Here is a 17,786-nt window from a genome sequence, read left to right as displayed (position 1 = left end):
GGAGTCAGGGAGCCCAGGGAGCTGGGGAGGCGGTGTGGAGCGGGAGGTGACGTCGGGTCAGCGGACGGAGCGGATGCGGAACACCGCGAACGCGCCGAGCAGCGAGAGCCCGATGCCGACCGGGAAGAGCCCGGCGTAGCCGAACACCGTGACGATCACTCCGCCCACGGTGGGGGCGAGGACCTGCGGCAGGCTGGCGGCGATGTTGACCACGCCCAGGTCCTTGGCGAAGCTCTCCTCGCTGGGCAGCACCTGCGTCATCAGGACCTGGTCCACCGAGCCGAAGGCGCCGAAGCCGAAGCCGACCACGATCGCCATCAGGTACATGGAGGTCAGGCTGGGCACCGCCCAGGGGATCACCAGTCCGGCCGCGACCAGCGCGGAGGAGATGAACACCAGGATCTTGCGCCGCCCGAGCCGGTCGCTGACCACGCCGCCGATGACGATGGCCGGGACGGTGGCCGCCAGCCCGATCAGGCCCAGCGCGGCCACCTGCGCCGTCGCCCCGGGGCCGAGGCCGATGTAGTCCTGCAGCAGGTAGAGGTTGTACCCGGTGACCGCGAAGTAGCCGGTGTAGAGCAGCAGTCGGCCCAGGAAGGCCCAGAAGTAGTCGGGGTGCCGGGTCGGGCTGATCCAGAAGGTGCGCAGGAACGCACGCGGGTTGAAGGGTTCGCGCTCCGTGCCGAGGTTGGAGGCGTCCCTGTTGAAGACCGCCAGCAGGGTCAGCATGACGATCGAGAAGCCGGCCAGCGCGCAGTAGCCCGCGCCGATGTGCTGCGCGAAGGAGGCGCCCAGCACCTGGCCGCCGACCGCGCCGATCATCGAGGCCAGCCCGCCGAGGGCGGAGAAGATCCCGCGCGCGCTCACCGGCACCCGGTCCGGCAGGATCGCGCTGAGCGGGGCCTGGACGAAGTTGTACGCGATCTGCACGCAGGTCCAGGCGATCGCCAGCTGCACGATCCCGTTGGCCAGGGCCATCCCGACCAGGCACAGCCCGCCGATCAGCGACCCGGCCACCAGCCACGGCGCGCGCCGTCCGAATCGCGAGCGGGTCCGGTCGCTGACCGCGCCGGCCAACGGCTGGGCCACCATCGCGGCGACCGCGCCGACGGTGGACACCGTCGCCAGCGCACCGACCTTGTCCCCTGGGTCGATGGCGTTCACCTGGAGCGGCAGCAGCACGGTGGGGATCGCGCCCCACAGCACGTACAGGCTGAGGTTGGCGGGGACCAGGCAGAGCAGCAGGCGGAGCAGCGGACCGCGCACCTTCACGCGCTCCCCTTCCCGGGCGGCGGGTGGAGCGGGGGTGAGCTGGGCGGTGGCGTGTGCGGCGGGTGCGGCGTGTGTGGCGGGTGCGGCGGCGAGTTGCGCGGCGTCCTGCACGGGGGGGAGCTGCGCCGGGGCGGCGGAGTCTGGCATGGGTCTTCCCTCGTCGTCGAAGGTCGGCGGAGCAGCGAGTATATTTTTCCTCGGCCGTGGAAAAATAAGTCGGGCAGCTAGGATCGGTCAAGGGTGTGAACGCTGTGGAGGGGATATGGACGACGTGAACAGGGCGGCCGGGGTACGTCGGCCGGGCCGGGGCAGGCCTGCGCGGATCAGCCGCGGGCAGATCGTCGCCGCCGCCCGGGGGCTACCGCCGGAGGGCGTCACCATGCAGGCGGTGGCCACCGCACTGGGCGTGGACCGCTCCACGCTGCACTACCACGTCCCCGACCGGGAGGCGTTGGTCGAGCTGGTCGCCTCGGACATCCTGCAACGCGAGTTCGCCGCCGCCGAACTCCCCGCGGCCGGCGACTGGCGCGAGACGCTACGTGTGTTCGGCCGTCACATCCGCGACGCGATGATCGCCGCCGGAGCCTTCAGCGCCTACTACCGACTCCCGGCCCACGGAGCCCCGGAAGCCCTCCAGCAGACCGAGCAGGCCCTCCGCGAACTGATCGACGCCGGCCTGAGCGAGACCGACGCGGGCCACGCCCTCGTGATGCTCAGTCAACTGGCCGCCGCCGCGGCCCGCGACGTCACCATGGCCGCCCGCAACGGCACCCACCCGCAGATCGCCGAGGTCACCCGGGCCCACGCGGCCGCACCCCCCGGCCAACTGGACGCTGCCCGCCGCTTCTTCGACACCTGGGCACCGGCCTCGGACGAACAGTTCGAGTTCAACCTCGACCTCCTCATCACCGGCGTGGAACAGCGGCTCACCCCCGCGTAGGCCCGTTCCGCACCGCGGTTGTCACGGGAGCTCACCGCCCGGCGGCGGCGTCCTCCTTGATCATGTCGGCGCACTTCTCGCCGATCATCATCGTGGTGATGCACGGGTTGACGGTGATCAGGTCCGGCATCGCCGAGCCGTCGGCGACTCGCAGGCCGCGGATGCCCTTGACCCGCAGCCGGGGGTCGAGCGGGGCGGTCGCGTCGTCGTCCGCGCCCATCTTCACCGTCGCCGAGGGGTGGTAGACGGTGTTGTGGGTCTTGGTGATGTAGTCGAGCAGTTCGTCGTCGGTACGGACGTCCGGCCCGGGCGCCAGCTCCGCGCCCGCCCAGCCGGACAGCGCCGCCTGGGCCGCGATCTCCCGGGCCAGCCGCAGGCCGTAGGTCATCACCCGGACGTCGTGCTCATCGGTGAAGTAGCGCGGGTCGACCCTGGGCTTGTCCCGGAAGTCGCGGGTGCGCAGCCGGACCGTGCCGCGGGAGCGGGACCGGGTCACGTTGGGCGTGAGGCAGAAGGCGTTCTCGCTGGTGGGGTAGGACCACCGGTAGGTGTTCATGTCGAAGGGCGTGGAGCCGTAGTGGAACATCAGGTCGGGCCGGTCCAGACCGGGCTCGGTGGCCGCGAAGATGCCGATCTCCCACCACTGGTTGGAGCGGGTCACCATCGGCTGCAGCGCGTTCCACATGATCACGCCCTCCGGGTGGTCCTGGAGGTTCTCCCCCACCCCGGGCGCGTCCAGGACCACGTCCACGCCGACCTCGCGCAGATGGCCGACCGGGCCGATGCCGGAGAGCATCAGCAGCTTGGGGGTGTCGATCGACCCGCAGCTGACCACGGTCTCCCTGCGGGCGCGGACGGTGCGGGTGTGCACCAGGTCGGGGTCGAGGTACTCGACGCCGGTGCAGCGCCGGTTCCCGTCGATGACCAGCCGCTTGGCCCGCAGCCCGGTGCGCACCTCCAGGTTCGGCCGCCGGCCCATGATCGGGTGCAGGTAGGCGACCGAGGAGGACTGGCGGATGTTGTCCGGGTCGGAGTTGATCTGGAACCAGCCCGCGCCGCGCACCACGGTCGTGCCGGTGTTGAACGAGACGGTGGGGATGGACGCCTGCGCGCAGGCCTCCAGCAGCGCGCTGCCGCAGGGGTCGTCGGGCCTGATGGTGCGGATCTGCACCGGGCCGCTGCGGCCGTGGTGGTCGCCGGGGGCGTCGTTGGTCTCCAGCCGCCGGTAGAGCGGGAAGACCTCGGCGGCGCTCCAGCCGGTGCAGCCGGCGGCGGCCCAGGCGTCCAGGTCCTCGGCCGGGGCCCAGAAGGCGATGCAGGAGTTGTGCGAGGAGCAGCCGCCGAGGACCCGGGCCCGGGCGTGCCGCATGAAGCTGTTGCCGTGCTCCTGCGGTTCGACCGGGTAGTCCCAGTCGTAGCCGGACTCCAGCAGGCCCATCCAGCGGTCCAGCCGCAGCACGTTGTCGTCGCCGACGTCGGACGGGCCGGCCTCCAGCAGGCACACGGTGACTGACGGGTCCTCACTCAGCCTGGCCGCGACGACGTTTCCGGCGGTGCCGCCGCCGACCACCACGTAGTCGAACTCGTCGAACTCGTCCGCCGTCTCCGTGTTGTCCTCCACCACAGCTCCTCCTCCGTCTCGATGTCAGGGTCTCGATGTCAGGGTTTCGATGTCAGGGCGCGATGCGGGGTCTCGATGTCAGGGCGCGCCGTGGGCCCCGGGGGGCTCCGGCAGTTCCCCGGCGGCGTGCTCGGCGACCACGCCGGTGTGCTTGCGCTGCACGAACCAGTAGTAGGCGAACCCGCCGACCCCCACGACGCCGACGAACAGCACCCCGCCCCAGCGCAGGTACCAGTGCTGGGGGTCGGTGGCGTTGTAGACCGAGGCCCGCGGCCAGAGCAGGTTGACGGTCATCAGGGCGCCCCAGAGCACCGCCAGGATGTTGATCGGCAGGCCGAAGCGGCCCAGCGAGAAGCGTCCGGGCGCCGGGGTCCACTCGCCGCGCAGCCGCTGCCGCAGCAGCGGCAGGGTGACCAGCAGGTAGGCGATGTAGATCAGGGCGATGGCGATGCTGGTGACCACCGAGAAGATCTGTGGCTGGTTGATGTTGACCACCAGGATGGCGATCGCCACCAGCCCGATCAGGCAGGTGGCCAGCACCGGTGTCTGGAACCGCGGGCTGAGCCGGGCCAGTTTCGAGCCGCCCGGCAGGTTGTTGTCGCGCGCCATCGCGAAGGCCAGCCGCAGCCCGGCGGTCTGCACGGACAGCGCGCACACGGTGATGGCGATGGCGACGCACCACAGCACCGCCTGGCCGGTGGTCTCGCCGAGGGCGGCCTTCACCACGTACTGCAGCCCCTCGGTGGAGAGTTCCTTGGCGTGCAGGTCGGGGGTGGCCAGCAGTGCGAAGAGCAGGATCAGGCCGCCGAGGATGAAGGACGCCACCAGGGCCCGCAGGATGGCGCGCGGCGCGTTGCGGGCCGGGTCGATGGACTCCTCGCCAAGCGAGGAGGCGGTGTCGAAGCCGTACATCACGTACGCCGAGGCGAGGGACGCGGTCAGGAAGGCGCCGAAGTAGCCGAGCGTCTGCCCCTGGCCGAAGCCGTTGGTCTGCACGATCACGCCGGGACCGCGGGTGATGTGGGCGGCCAGCAGCACCACCAGCACGACCGCGGCCACCAGCTCGACGGCCACGCCGGCCGAGTTGATGGTGGCCATCAGCTTGACCCCGAAGGCGTTCACCACGGTGGTGAAGACGATCAGGATGGTGCCGAGCAGCACGGCGTTGGCCGCGGCGTCGTACTTGCCGGTGCCGTCGCCGATCACCTGGAACACGCTGGAGATCTGAGGCAGCGTCAACTGGTAGGCGAGGGCCACCGCGGCCAGCGACACCATGGTCGCGACCGTCATCATCCAGCCCGCCAGCCAGCCGACGTGCGGACCGCCGGTCTGCTTGGACCAGTTGTAGACGGACCCGGCCACCGGGAAGCGGGCGGCGAGCTCGCAGAAGCACAGCGCCACCATCAGCTGTCCGACGAAGACCATCGGCCAGGACCACCAGTAGGCGGGGCCACCGAAACTGACGCCGAAGTAGAACAGCTGGAAGGTGCCGGTCAGGATGGAGATGTAGCTGATCCCGGCCGCGAAGGTGTGGAAGTTGCCGAGCGTGCGCTTCAGTCCGGGCTTGTAGCCCAGTGCGGCGAGCGCCTCGTCGTCGGAGTCGCCGCTCGCGGCTGGCCCGCTCGCGGCTGGCCCGCTCGGGGATGGCCCGGGGCGGGCGGGCGGAACGTCCGGCATGGCGCTTCTCCTCGTGGCGTGGCATGGCATGGCGTACGCGGGTCGGGTCGGGGCGGGTCGGGGGTCAGGACGGCTCGCGGGTCGGGGCGGCTCGCGGGTCGGGGCGGGTCGCGGGTCGGGGGGCGGGCGGGGCCCCGGGATCGGTCAGTCGAACCAGCGCTGCGGCTCGGCGGCGGTGTTCCGCCAGACGTGCTTGGCCTCGGTGTACTCGGCGAGGCCCGCCGGGCCCAGCTCGCGGCCGGTGCCGGACTGCTTCATGCCGCCCCACTCGGCCTGCGGCACATAGGGGTGGAAGTCGTTGATCCACACCGTGCCGACCCGCAGTGCGTCGGCGACCCGCCGGGCCCGGGCCTGGTCGGTCGTCCACACCGCGCCGGCCAGGCCGTAGACGGTGTCGTTGGCCAGTGCCAGCGCCTCGGCCTCGTCGCGGAACCGTTCCACCGTCAGCACCGGCCCGAAGGACTCGTCCTGCACCACCGACATGTCCGGGGTGCACTCGTCCAGGATGGTCGGCGGGTAGAAGAAGCCGTCGGCGAGGGCCGCGTCGTCCGGGCGCTCCCCGCCGAGCCGCAGTACCGCCCCCTCGGCGAGCCCGGCGGCGACGTACGCCTCGACCTTCTCCCGGTGCGCGGCCGAGATCAGCGGGCCGGTACGGGCCTCCGGGTCGAACGGCCCGCCCATCCGCACCCGCCGGGCCCGCGCGACCACCTCGTCCACGAAGCGGTCGTGCAGCGAGTCCTCGACCAGCAGCCGGGCCCCGGCCGAGCAGACCTGCCCGGAGTGCAGGAACACCGCCATCAGCGCGTAGTCGACGGCGGTGTCGAAGTCCGCGTCGGCGAAGACGATGTTGGGGTTCTTCCCGCCGAGTTCGAGGGCCACCTTCTTCACCGTGGGCGCGGCCGCCGCCATGATGCGGCGCCCGGTGGCCAGGCCCCCGGTGAAGGACACCAGGTCGACCCGGGGGTCCTCGGTCAGCGGCGCCCCGGCCTCCGCGCCGGTACCCAGCACCAGGTTGGCCGCGCCGTCCGGCAGCCCGGCCTCCTGGAGCAGCCGCATCAGCATGATCGCGGTGTGCGGCGTCAGCTCGCTGGGCTTGAGGACGAAGGTGTTGCCGGTGCCGAGCGCCGGGGCGACCTTCCAGGCGGTCTGCAGCAGCGGATAGTTCCACGGGGTGATCAGCGCGCAGACGCCGACGGGCTCATGGACGATCCGGCTGTCCACGGACGGGATACCGGTGTCGACCACCCGGTCCTGGCCGCCAGCGCCGACCAGGTTGCCGAAGTAGCGGAAGCAGTTGGCGATGTCGTCCATGTCGTACTCGGACTCCACCAGGCGCTTCCCGGTGTCGAGCGACTCCGCACGGGCGAACGCGTCCTTGTCCCGCACCAGCAGCTCGGCGACCCGCAGCAGCAGCGCGCTGCGCTCCGCGGCGGAGGTGCGCGGCCACGGCCCCCGGTCGAACGCCTCCCGCGCGGCGGCCACCGCGGCGGCCGCGTCCTCCGGCCCGCATTCGTCCACCCGGGCGACCAGACTGCCGTCCGCCGGGCACCGGATCTCCCGGCCGCGCCCCTGGACGGCCGACGTCCAGCGTCCTCCGATGAACACCTCGGGCATGTCGTTCCTCCAGGTCAGGCCGGACGGGACGGATCGCCCCCGACCCGACGGCACAGGCTCCGCAGGCCACCGGGACAGCAGTCACGTGACCTGCCACAGATAACACGCCGGAGCCGGTACCGCGCGGGACTGCAGGTGAATCCGGGCGCGTCAGGGCAACGTGATGAAGCGTGCCCCCCTGACTACGGGACCGCGCCGCAGTCGATCCGACCGTCGTCCTGGTCGGCGCACCCGACCTTCACGCCTGACGACCACCTCCTGCAGCGGCGCCGACAGATCCGCTACGTAGCCAGCAACATGTCCAGCGGCCAGCGCAGCCGCAACACGGTCCGTCAGGTGGTGTTTCTGGCCATGACTACTGTCGCAATGCTGATGAGGGCGGACCCGATCACCGCCAGGGTGATCCTAAGAGCCAGAGAAGACCCTCCCCCCAAGATCGCAGGCGCCGCCACAAGTATCGCTCCGCCGCTGCTCACCAGCACCCTGCTGGCAAGTCGCAGCCGAGAATGCTTGACCACTACAGGGAATCGAACGGTTACTGCCGGAGTGCTGCTTGCTTCCAGAGGGCCCAAACGAATCGTCGCGTGGGTGAGAGCGTCGTAGGATGCCGCGTTGGGCTGGAGCCAGAATTCTGTTGAATCGTACCTCAGCGCCACATCATGCTTGTCGTCCGATGAAACCCGAAGAAATCGCCCGTCCGTGGCGCAGGTGAGAGTTATATTGGTTGACTCGGTATATACCTCGGAATAGAAGCTGACAGGTAGCTTTGCCGGCTTCAAGTCGCTGAGATTGAGGCGTCCTTGCCGGTCGAACGTGTAGGAGCGGCCGCGCGTCGGATGCACAGGGTCATCGATCCTCATGAAATATGACGCATGAAACGTGGGGTGCTGCGCCAGTCTGCTGGCGACGGCCTGCCACAACTGCGCGGGCTCTCCTCTGCCCGACACGTTCAGGTCGGGAAATTTGAGGACCGCCGGATAGTAGCGGGAGTTCGATTCCTTTAGCTTGCCAATTGTGCGCCGACTTGCTTCAGATATTTCCGCGAAGCTTGCAGGATACTCATCGAGGTTCGCATAGTCGTTGACGCGGAGTTTGAAAATGAACATGTCAGCAACGCACTCCGCCTCTGCCACGGTGGCAAACCGAACCGGGAGCAGAAACGCGTTGGTCGCTGAATCATAGTCAGCAACGAATCCGAGCAGAACTCTCTGCCCGATCGCGGATCCGTTCGCCACCTTCTGCTGGAGCGGCGGTGCCACGTAGTCGGCTCCGTAACGAAACTGAATGACGGCTTCACGGGGCAGGGCGAGGGCGGTGAGAATATCCTCGGAATAGCGCCTTCGAAGGTTGGATGAAAGGAGCAGGATCAGGGGTCGCTCGCCTGCGTCAGACATGGGATCCTCCAGCTCGAGTGAGACTATCAAGAACCCACGGCTGATCCTGTACATTCTTTGAGGGTGTTGATTCCCCATTTGTCGCGCATCGAGTCCTCAAGATATGTAAAACGTCTCCAGACGCGATCCTTGGGAAGGTCGTCCACACCGAGCCTCACTTCCGGCTCGTATCGAATCCCGTTCGCTGCCAACCGCGAGTACGGCTCGCAGATAATAGTCTGATTGAAGCCATCCGCCTGATCACACGTGAGGTCGATGACCTGACGATCGGGATCGCTGGACGATCCAACCTCGATCCAGCAGTGATGCTCGACCGGAGAGATGGCAGGATCATCAAAGAAGAGGTTGCCATAACAGTAGGTCGCCTCGATCTCTTTCATGCGCAGCAGTTGTGCGAGCCAGACCGAGCTCACCCCGCACTGGCCCTTCGAGGACAACGGCTCCTTCGCATAGCTCGGATGGACAGTTCGCTTTGACCACGCAGTTTCGAGGCGCTTCCGGTATTCTGGAAGCCTGTCCATCAATTCCCCTCCGACTCTGTTGTGCGGAGCCCCGTCGAAATCGTGATCAGCTTCGTCGAGATGGTCCAACGTGTTCACTTGCTTGAGCTCTTTCCTTGCTTTGCGATCCACACCGATCACTGCAAGTAAGTTGCGGTAACCTGGCGCGGGTCGCACGATGGAATATTCAGTGCTTGAGTGGCGTCGGGTGACGTAGCGGCCGTGGTCATCGTAGAAGCATGCGACAGGGGCCGTGGCCACCGGAATGAAGTTGGTGGCCTGAAGGGCCGTCCCCGAGAATCCCAACATGGGATTGAAGGCAGTCACGATGAAACGGCAGCCCATATCCCGAAGATTGCGAGCGGCCCGCCCGAGCGTGAAACTCATCAAATTGAACGCCGTTCCGGACAGTCCCAGCGCTCGCGTGAGAACAAGCACATTGCTTCGACTGGCCGAGAGTCCATGACGGCGCAGAGACTGGATGATATATGGCCGGTCGCAGGGAGAGAACGCCAGATACGTGATCGGATGAGTCGCCCCCTGCAAGAAGCAACCCATTTCGACGAGGCTGTCCGCGCGCGGGCTCATCATGTAATGGAGCTTCGCCTGATAGAAATGCCCTATTCGCGGGGGGACGGTGCCGAACCGCATCCCGATGGTCCTGCCGTCCGGTCGCTGCAGCGAGTAGTCCCTGCGCGTGGTCTCCTGCCCGAGCAGCAGGGATGCATTGGCTCGAAGCGCGGCATCGGCCATGTAGCTGGACATGATGCTGCAGCGGGACAGCAGGATCGGCCGTACGGCGGCATAGAGATTCTCGGCGGCCCCAGTCGGAAAGTCCGCGAGAACCTTGGGCAGATGAAGCCTAAGTTGGATATCGAAGTCCTGACTGCTCACGCCACAGAATGCCGCGTCGCGTTCGACCGAGTCGGAGCTTGCCTCAGCGACCCGGTCGATAGCAGGGTCGCGCAACATGTCAACCAGCGACCGCCACGGTGCACTGGAGTGCTCGCCAGACCGACTCAGCCACGCAACCTCACGGTGGACTGGCCGATCATGACTCGAAGAGTGACGGCGCGGTGCGTCCGAGCGTGTGAAGCACCTGCTCAACTCCGTGTTCGAGCCGGCACCGTTCATGACCTGACTCCCCGTTACTCGTTGCCCGGACATGGGCCACCCATAGTAGGCAGTCGCATGTCGGCCCAGCTACCGATCGCCGATTCCAACATGCTTCGGGCAAGCCACAATTCACTCGATCGGGCCACCGGAAGCCGCCGCCTCGATGGCACGGTCCTTCTCAGGTGACGAGACCTCACGGTCGCGAGCAGTGACATGACTCGCCACAGATTGCACGCTGGGGCTGGGGTTGCGCGGGGCCTCTGGGTGCATTCCGGCGGCCAGGCGCCGGGCGTACCGGGTGCTCTACTGGTCGGCGGTGCCGGGTGGGACGACCCACTGATGCGGCTGGCCAGTGAGCCGGGCGATCATCTCGAAGTCACCGTCGTAGTGCAGAACGACTGACCGGTGTCTCTCTGCGGTTGCGGCGATGAGTAGGTCAGCCATCGAAAGCGCCCGGTGGTACCCGGCGTCGATCGCCATCTGCTGGACCTCCAGGGCCCGTTGCCACTGGTCGGCATCGCAGGAGAGGTAGTCGAAGGCGTTGAGGAAGCGCCGCAGGCGGGCGGCCTCTGCCTTGTCGCGGGCGCTGTAGAGCATCTCGAACTCGGTAGGTGCGCAGATCGCCAGCAGGGCGCGACGGTGCAGGGGGTCCACGACATCAGAGACCCGGGGCTGCGCTCGGCGCGCAAGCGCGGACTTGTCGATCAGGAACGGCTGCGGCATCAGCCAACGGTCTCCTTGCCCGGATCGCCCTTGATGAGGTTGCCTTGTTCGTCGCGCGGTCCGCTGGCGGCGATGATGTCGGAGAAGTCGAACTCCCCGCGATCCATCGCGTCGAAGAACTCCTGTCGACGCTGGTATTTCACCGCCTCACGGAGAGCGGCACGGACAGTGGCGACCTTCGTGGTGGTCCCGAACCGCGCCGCCGCTTCGGCGAGCATCTCGTCGTCGAGCTCCATCAGTATTTTGGACATGCCGACTCCCTTGCGGTGGATAGGGACAGCAACCAGAGTATATCAAAGCGAGCTGGGAAAATATATATGCCTGTTGCTGCTTCACCAGACGCGCCCGCAGCGGAAGGCCCACCCGTCCGAGCCCGGCCACCTCGAGCCCGAGGCCGTGCGCGGACATCTCCGCTCGGGCACTGAAGGACCCTGCGGACTGTGAAGCGCCCAGCAAGTGGGCCAGCCGCTCCCGTGCAGTCCCTGCCATCTGCCTGCCCTGTCACCTGGGATTGATCGTGCTGGCGGGGGCCAATACGCGGAACTCATGGCCGTCGGGATCGGCCAGTAGCACCCCGTCGGCCTCGCTGCGGTCGGTGCCGATCCGAGTCGCACCGAGGGAGACGAGGCGGTCGACCTCCGCCCGCTGATCCGCACGGGCAGGTAGGGCGAGATCGAAGCGCAGCCGGCTCCTCCCGGTCCTGGGCATCAGCGGCGGGCCACCCCAGGTGATCTTCGGACCGCCGTGCGGTGAGCGGATCGCGGTCTCCTGGTCCTGGTCCCAGACCAACGGCCAGTCCAGCGCCCGGCTCCAGAAGTACCCGACCTCCTGGGAGCCGTCGCAGGCAAGCGCTCCGATGAAACCGCAGTCGGCGAGGAACTTGTTGTCCGGCTCGATGACGCAGAACTCATTACCCTCCGGGTCGGCGAGCACCACATGGCCGTCCTCCGGGCGTTGGCCGACGTCGATGTGCTGGGCGCCGAGTCCGAGCGACGTCGAGACGGTCCGCTGCTGGTCGTCGAGGGACGTGCTGGTCAGGTCGAAGTGCATCCGGTTCCGGCCCATCTTGGGCTCCTGAGTCGGAAGGAAGCGAATCCGGAAGCCGGTGTCGTCGCTCGGCAGTAGCGTGGTGCCTTCGTCGGAGTCGTCCTCCAACTCCCAACCCAGGACGCCGGACCAGAAGCGCGCGAGACGGAGCGGCTCGTTCGCGTCAATGCAGAGCGCGTGGAGTTGAAAAGTCATGCCGCGGGATCTCCGATCGCAGAGGGGCAGTCATCCGGCGTACCCAGGGTGCCACCTTTCCGCTACGGGCCGGAGCTGGAACGATCAGGAGGTATGGCACACCATGACGGAGCAGCCGCCGCCTCGACCACCGGCGGGGCGGGCCCGCTGATCGTCGTCGCGGCCGCGGTTGTCCGAGCGCAACGTCTCCTGGTCGTGAGTAAGCAGGCGGCCCCTCATGTCTTCTACCTGCCTGGCGGGAAGCCCGAGGCAGGAGAGACCTCCGCGCAGGCGCTCGCCCGCGAACTGCAGGAGGAGTTGGGGGTCCAGCCCGTGCGGCCCTGCTTCCTGGCCGAGGTCGAAGCCATGGCAGCGCTGGAGCGCGTGCCCATGAAGATGACCGTCTTCACGGCAGGCATCGGCCGCCCACCCCGGCCGGCCGCTGAACTCGCGGACATGCGCTGGATCTCCGGGGCTGACCCCGGCGTGCAGCTCGCTCCCGCCGTCAGGGAGCACGTACTGCCCCTGCTGAGGCGGCGGGGGCTCATGGCTCCCTGAAGGACGGGACAGCTCGCCCCCGATCTGACGGCAGAGGCTCGGCACGCCACCGGGGCAGCGCCTACAGCGGTTCCTTACGGGCACACGCCGGCGCGAGAGCCCGCGCTCCGCCGTCTACCGGGCGAAATCCACGGGTCCGGCCGGGCTTCGATTACGCTGGTTCCCAGCCCAGTAGGTCAACCCACATCCACGAGGTGCTGCACTTCGCCCTTCTGGAGGAGGCGCGTAGATCCCTGCCGCAGGGTTTCAAAGCCGAGATCTCCGGCGGCATCATCGTGATGATGGTCAGCCGCTCCGGCATCCACCAGCGCAACCTGCTGATCGTCCGGCGCCAGTTCGACGCCCATGCGCCGAGGGACCTCCTGCCCAGCGAGAACACCGACCTAGTCTCGCCCAAGGTCGGCAAGAGCCGGAATCCCGACCTCACGTACCTCCCGGATTCGGTCCTGGAGACCTCGGACAACCAGGTGCCCGCCGAGACCGCTGCCATCGCGGTCGAACTGGTGTCGCCGTCCAACCCGGAGAACGACTGGGTGGGCAAGGTGCGGGACTACCCGTTGATGGGCATCCCGCTGTATCTGCTGATCGATGCCCGGCAGAAGACCGTGACGCTTTTCAGCAGGCCGGACGGCACGAGGTACCACCGTCGGGAGGACGTCGAGTTCGGCGAGGGGATCCGGATCCCGGAGCCGTTCGGCTTCGACCTCGACACCTCCGGGCTGCTGCCGTACAGCTGAGTCCGGGGCCGCATCCGGTTGCTGTGTGATTTCTGTTGTCCTCGTATGTATCGAACGCGCGTCTAAACCCGCAGTACATCGGGGAACCCGGCAAAGCGACGGCGCGAATTGATCAGGTTCGTAGTCGTTGTTCCACAATCCGCCCGTCGGGGGGATGGTTCATCAACTTGCTTTCTCCTCAATCGTGGTGATGCCATGGTCCCCATTCCGGTCGTGCCTGCAGCCAGATGGGTGGCCGAGCAGGGCTCGTGGATTCGGTGTCGGGCGCGGGTGGCCACTGGGGGTCGGGGTGCGAAGAACAGGTTTCGAGGATCAGGTCCCGTTTCTCTCCCGTTTGGAGTTCGAGGACCGAAAGTCCCTTCTGGAGCTCGGCTCGCAGATGCGATACGCGGTGCGCGAGGTACTTCTCCGGGAGCACGAGCCGTCAGCACACGTGCTGATCATGCTGACCGGCTGGACCAAGGTGACCGCGGCGGCAGCCAACGGATACGAGGCACTGCTCGCCCTGCGCGGACCTGGCGACATCGTGGGCGAGAGCGCGGCGCTGAGCGGTCGGTCGAGGTCCGCGACCGTGACGGCGCTCGGCCAGGTGGAGGCCGTGGCCATCGACCCCGCACGGTTCCTGGCAGTGCTGCACGAGCGACCGGCGATCGCCATGCGGCTGCTCGCGTTGACGACCGACCGCATCCGCGACAGCGACCGGCGGCGGATGGAGTTCGCCGCACTGAGTGTGCAGGAGCGCCTGGCATCGCTGCTCCTTGAGCTGAGTCGGACCCACGGCGTGGTGACGGCCGAGGGGCTGCGTCTCACCACCGGGCTCACCCAGCAGGAACTGGCCGGCTCCGTGGGCGCCTCCCGCGAGGCAGTCGCCAGGCTGCTCAAGACTCTGCGCGACCGCGGCGTCGTACTCACCGGACGGCGCGGCCTGGTCGTACTCCGGCCAGAGGTACTGCGGAGGATGGCGCACGAGGACGCGTCCTGAGCCCCGAGGGCCGTCCGGCGTCCCGTCTGCGCCATCCCGTCTGCCCCATCCCGTCCGGCGTCCCGTCTGCGCCATGCCGCTGTGTGCACATGGTCACATTCACTCTGTGCAATCCTCACTCGTCGTCAACACGCCGTGGGTGAGAGCCTTCCACCCACCAATCCGGTCCGTCGGATGCGCGAGTCGCTACGGAGTGATCCCATGATCGAACCAGTCAACCGGACCATGCTGCTGCTGGACATCGAGCGATTCACCCCGCGCGACGATGTCGTGCAGACCGTGCTCCGGCGCACTCTGAACTCCGTGGTCGACGAGACCCTCGCGGCGGCGGGCGTGGAGCGCACGAAGCAGTACCGGGAGGACCGCGGCGACGGGATGGTCGTCCTGATCAGCGCGGATGTCGCCAAGACCGCTCTGCTGCGGGCGCTCCTGACAACCACGCCGGAACTGCTGCACAACCACAACCGGTTGGCGGCCACTGGCGCGCAGATCCGCCTGCGCATGGTGCTGGCCGCCGGCGAGGTGGCCGAGGACCCGCACCCGGGCACGACAGGGGGACTCGTCGGCCACGACCTGAACCAGGCGTTCCGGCTGCTCGACTCCGCCGACCTGCGTGCCGCTCTCGCCGAGCGTTCCGGGCAGGACTGCGTACTGTGCGTGAGCGAGCCGGTGTACCAGGGAGTCGTACGGCACGGCCATCACGGCATCCGTCCCGGGCAGTTCCGGCGGGTTGACGTCCGGACGAAGGACGCGGTCCTGCCCGCCTGGTTCCATGGCACGGCAGCGGGGTGGGAGGCCGAGAGCGTTACCGCAGTCAACAACTCGATCCAGGAGACCGGGACGAGCAGCATCGGGGTCGGGAGCAGCGGGGCCGGGAGCGCAGACGACAGGGACCAGCAGACCTCTGGGCCGGTGTTCCACTTCGCCGGGGCACCCGTCATCCACGGCTCGGTCGTGGGCGGCGACCAGCACGGCGTCAGCGGCGGCCGGGTCAGCGGCAACGTCGTCCTCGGCGGCTCCTCCGCAGTGGACGAGTGACGGGCATGACGGATGACGCAGTGCAGCAGCCCGCCGCGGCGGGTCCCGCGGACGGCGCCGCCGCCGACCCGGTCGGGGCGGAGTCGCCGGTCGGCGCCAAGCCCGGCAACGGCGGATCGCCCCCGGACGGGAAGCCGCAACCGGACGCCGACGCCGAGCCGGGCGAGCAGCCTGCTGCCGGCGCGGAAGCGGATCCGGACGACCAGGATGACGGGGTGCCGCGCCATGCCTGGGACTCCCGCCGGGAGCTCTACCAGCACAGCCCCACCATCATCCTCGGCGCATCGGCACGCCTCGGCGGCTCACTCGTGGGCGGTGACCAGCACGGGGTGAGCGGAGGCGAGGTCACCGGCGATGTGATCCTCGGCGGTACGAAGGTCGAATACCACCTGGGCCAGGGTGAACCCGAAGGCGCTTCGGGGGAGATCCCCGCAGCGGAGGTCGAGGCTCTCTCCGAGCGGTTCGCGTACCCGGAACCCCAGGCGGAGGGGGTCTGGACCGACACCGCGGCCGATCCCTTCGGCGCGGCTCTCGAGCAGTTGCGTGAGCACCGGGTGGCCGTGCTCTCGGGCTCCGCGGCAACCGGTCGGCGCAGTGCCGCGCTGATGCTGCTGCGGACGGTCGGCGCGACCTCGTACCGCGCCTTGGACCCGGCACTGGCGCCGGGGCGACTCCCCGGAGTGCTGGACTCTGCCTGCGGCTACCTCCTCGACGGCTTCGACAGCCGCACCGAGCGTGCCCTGCGCGAGCCCCATGTCCGAGCGGCGGCCGAGAGACTGCGGGCCAACGGCGGCTTCCTGGTCATCGTCACCGGCCGGCACCTGGGCATCCCTGACGGCGTGCCGCACACCCTGTGGCGAGCACCGCTCGCCACCTCGCTGCTGCGCGCCCATCTCGGCCGGGAGGACCTCGCCGGGCACCCGGTCAAGGACCTGCTCGCGCTCGACCAGGTGCAGGAGGTGGTCGAGCACGATCGCCCCGTCCAGGAGCTCGCACGCTTCGCCCAGTGCGTCGGGGCGTACGCACGGGGTGAACTCCCGCTGTCCGCGCTGGCGGACTTCGGGCACTACTCCGCGGAGCGCCAGGTGCGCGAGTGGTTCGACGACAGCGAAGCAGGTCTGCACGAGAAGGCGTTCCTGCTCTCCCTCGCAGCCTTCGACGAGTCCCCCTTCCCGCTCATCGCCGAGTTCGGCGATGTCCTGCACCAACTGCTGCAGCGCGTCGAGGATCCGGAGGAGCCGGCCCGGATCCCGGTCTTCGGCGCATCCAGCGCCAAGCGCATCGCCTTCGCCGGCGCCCAGCAGTACCAGGAGACCGAGGTGACGGACTGGGGTCCGGTGCCGCAGACGAAGTTGAGATTCAGCTCACCGTTCACCGCCATCGCCCTGCTGCGCGAGGCATGGCTCGGCCAACCTTCCTCGCGCACCGCCCTGCTCGCCTGGCTGCGGCGCCTCGCGAACGACCCACGGCCGATCGTCCACACCCGCGCCGCGTCCACGGCGGCCGTCCTGCTGGCGGCCGATCTGCCCTCCGCGATGGCCCTGCTGGTCCGGCCGTGGGCCGGAGCCGTCCGCTACCGCAGCAGGCTGGTCGCCGCCAACGCGCTGGCCCTGGCCCACCATCTGGGCGCCCTCCATGTTCCGCGGATCCTTCGCTCCTGGATCACCGACTCCGACCACCGGCTGCGCTGGACTGCGGTCCGCACCTATGCATCGGTCGGTGACACCTTCGCCGCGGAGGCACTCGACGCGCTCACCGAGGCGGCGCGAGCAGTCGGGGCTCGCGGTGGACCGTCCCGGGCGTTCGCCGACGAACCGGATGAACTGGCCCAGGCCGCGGCATCGTTGCTGCTTGCCCAGGCAGAGGAGCCGGCGGGCGAGGAGCACCGTCGCGCGGCCCATCTCTGGGACCGCCTGGTCCCGTTGCTGCAGGCCCACTCCACCCGGGAATTCGTGCTGCACACGGTCATCCATGCCGGGGGTCCCACCGACGAGGCCGAGGGTGCCGGACGTCCGCTGCTCATCGACCTCTTCGCACGGGCCGACGCGACCCCCGGTACCGACGGCGCGCTGCTGCGTCAGGCCCAGGCCGCGCTGTGGCACGCGGCCCTCAACGACCCCGGGTCGACCTCGTCCGCGCTGGCAGTGGTCCGCGGCTGGGTGCGGCGCGCCGATGACGACGGTGACGCCGAGACGGCCCTGGCCGAACTGCTCTCGGCGGTGGCCGTGACCTCCGAGGACCGAAAGCGCCTGGCGTACCTGTTGGAGAACGTCCGCGCGGAATCCGGTGAGCAGGAGCAGCCGGCCGTCGCCGCCCGACTGCGCGCCGTGATCCTCGGCTGAGCGCTCGCGCCCGTGTGACCGCATACCCGACAACCACATCCGACCAGGAAC

At 68.7% G+C, this 17,786-nt stretch carries 15 protein-coding genes; 6 read left to right on the top strand and 9 right to left on the bottom strand.

Features of this window, described 5'->3' with window-relative positions; genetic code table 11:
• Positions 1 to 57: 57 nt before the first annotated feature.
• The gene (locus tag IF29_RS0118755; RefSeq protein WP_051725493.1) at positions 58 to 1,419 is read right to left on the bottom strand and encodes an MFS transporter; all 1,362 of its coding nucleotides are present in this window, start codon (positions 1,417 to 1,419) and stop codon (positions 58 to 60) included.
• A gap of 115 nt (positions 1,420 to 1,534) precedes the next feature.
• Between IF29_RS0118755 and IF29_RS0118750 the strand changes: the two genes are divergently transcribed.
• Positions 1,535 to 2,212, top strand: a complete 678-nt coding sequence (locus IF29_RS0118750) for a TetR/AcrR family transcriptional regulator C-terminal domain-containing protein (RefSeq protein WP_051725492.1) — start codon at positions 1,535 to 1,537, stop codon at positions 2,210 to 2,212.
• A gap of 31 nt (positions 2,213 to 2,243) precedes the next feature.
• On the opposite strand, the gene IF29_RS0118745 is transcribed toward IF29_RS0118750, so the two are convergent.
• The 8 genes from IF29_RS0118745 to IF29_RS0118715 form a co-directional block, all read right to left on the bottom strand.
• Complete coding sequence (locus tag IF29_RS0118745; RefSeq protein ID WP_030256105.1) at positions 2,244 to 3,833, bottom strand: GMC family oxidoreductase; 1,590 nt, start codon at positions 3,831 to 3,833, stop codon at positions 2,244 to 2,246.
• Between the two features lie 78 nt (positions 3,834 to 3,911).
• The gene (locus tag IF29_RS0118740) at positions 3,912 to 5,510 is read right to left on the bottom strand and encodes an APC family permease (protein WP_037595737.1); all 1,599 of its coding nucleotides are present in this window, start codon (positions 5,508 to 5,510) and stop codon (positions 3,912 to 3,914) included.
• A gap of 144 nt (positions 5,511 to 5,654) precedes the next feature.
• On the bottom strand, positions 5,655 to 7,124 hold the full coding sequence (locus tag IF29_RS0118735) for an aldehyde dehydrogenase family protein (RefSeq protein ID WP_030256100.1): 1,470 nt from the start codon (positions 7,122 to 7,124) through the stop codon (positions 5,655 to 5,657).
• Positions 7,125 to 7,456: 332 nt separating this feature from the next.
• A complete protein-coding gene (locus IF29_RS46115) occupies positions 7,457 to 8,518 on the bottom strand; it encodes a hypothetical protein (RefSeq protein WP_157623819.1) in 1,062 nt (353 codons plus the stop codon).
• A gap of 26 nt (positions 8,519 to 8,544) precedes the next feature.
• Entirely contained in the window at positions 8,545 to 9,912 is a 1,368-nt protein-coding gene (locus tag IF29_RS0118730) for a transglutaminase-like domain-containing protein (RefSeq protein WP_157623818.1), read from the bottom strand.
• Between the two features lie 525 nt (positions 9,913 to 10,437).
• A complete protein-coding gene (locus tag IF29_RS0118725) occupies positions 10,438 to 10,857 on the bottom strand; it encodes a PIN domain nuclease (RefSeq protein ID WP_030256096.1) in 420 nt (139 codons plus the stop codon).
• Positions 10,857 to 11,108: a type II toxin-antitoxin system VapB family antitoxin gene (locus tag IF29_RS0118720; RefSeq protein ID WP_030256094.1), complete on the bottom strand. Its 252-nt coding sequence runs from the start codon at positions 11,106 to 11,108 to the stop codon at positions 10,857 to 10,859. The genes IF29_RS0118725 and IF29_RS0118720 overlap by 1 nt, the downstream gene beginning before the upstream one ends.
• Positions 11,109 to 11,358: 250 nt before the next feature.
• The gene (locus tag IF29_RS0118715) at positions 11,359 to 12,099 is read right to left on the bottom strand and encodes a VOC family protein (protein WP_030256092.1); all 741 of its coding nucleotides are present in this window, start codon (positions 12,097 to 12,099) and stop codon (positions 11,359 to 11,361) included.
• 93 nt (positions 12,100 to 12,192) lie between these two features.
• Here IF29_RS0118715 and IF29_RS0118710 point away from each other — a divergent pair, with 93 nt between their 5' ends.
• From IF29_RS0118710 to IF29_RS0118690, 5 genes are all read left to right on the top strand, one after another.
• Positions 12,193 to 12,636 carry an NUDIX hydrolase gene (locus tag IF29_RS0118710; RefSeq protein ID WP_051725491.1) on the top strand — a complete coding sequence of 148 codons (444 nt, stop codon included), beginning with the start codon at positions 12,193 to 12,195 and terminating at the stop codon, positions 12,634 to 12,636.
• Between the two features lie 194 nt (positions 12,637 to 12,830).
• Positions 12,831 to 13,373, top strand: a complete 543-nt coding sequence (locus tag IF29_RS0118705; RefSeq protein WP_063757532.1) for a Uma2 family endonuclease — start codon at positions 12,831 to 12,833, stop codon at positions 13,371 to 13,373.
• Between the two features lie 379 nt (positions 13,374 to 13,752).
• Positions 13,753 to 14,355 carry a Crp/Fnr family transcriptional regulator gene (locus IF29_RS0118700; protein ID WP_332262549.1) on the top strand — a complete coding sequence of 201 codons (603 nt, stop codon included), beginning with the start codon at positions 13,753 to 13,755 and terminating at the stop codon, positions 14,353 to 14,355.
• Between the two features lie 201 nt (positions 14,356 to 14,556).
• Positions 14,557 to 15,393 carry an aromatic ring-opening dioxygenase LigA gene (locus IF29_RS0118695; RefSeq protein WP_030256081.1) on the top strand — a complete coding sequence of 279 codons (837 nt, stop codon included), beginning with the start codon at positions 14,557 to 14,559 and terminating at the stop codon, positions 15,391 to 15,393.
• A 5-nt stretch (positions 15,394 to 15,398) separates the two neighbouring features.
• Positions 15,399 to 17,735, top strand: coding sequence for a hypothetical protein (locus IF29_RS0118690; RefSeq protein WP_157623817.1), 2,337 nt, complete (start codon positions 15,399 to 15,401; stop codon positions 17,733 to 17,735).
• The last annotated feature ends 51 nt before the right edge of the window (positions 17,736 to 17,786 follow it).

Origin of the sequence: Streptacidiphilus jeojiense, assembly GCF_000719095.1 — a bacterium.
In the GTDB taxonomy this organism is placed as follows: domain Bacteria; phylum Actinomycetota; class Actinomycetes; order Streptomycetales; family Streptomycetaceae; genus Streptacidiphilus; species Streptacidiphilus jeojiensis.
The sequence above is the reverse complement of the archived record's forward strand: the minus strand, read 5'-3'. Positions and strand labels throughout refer to the sequence as shown.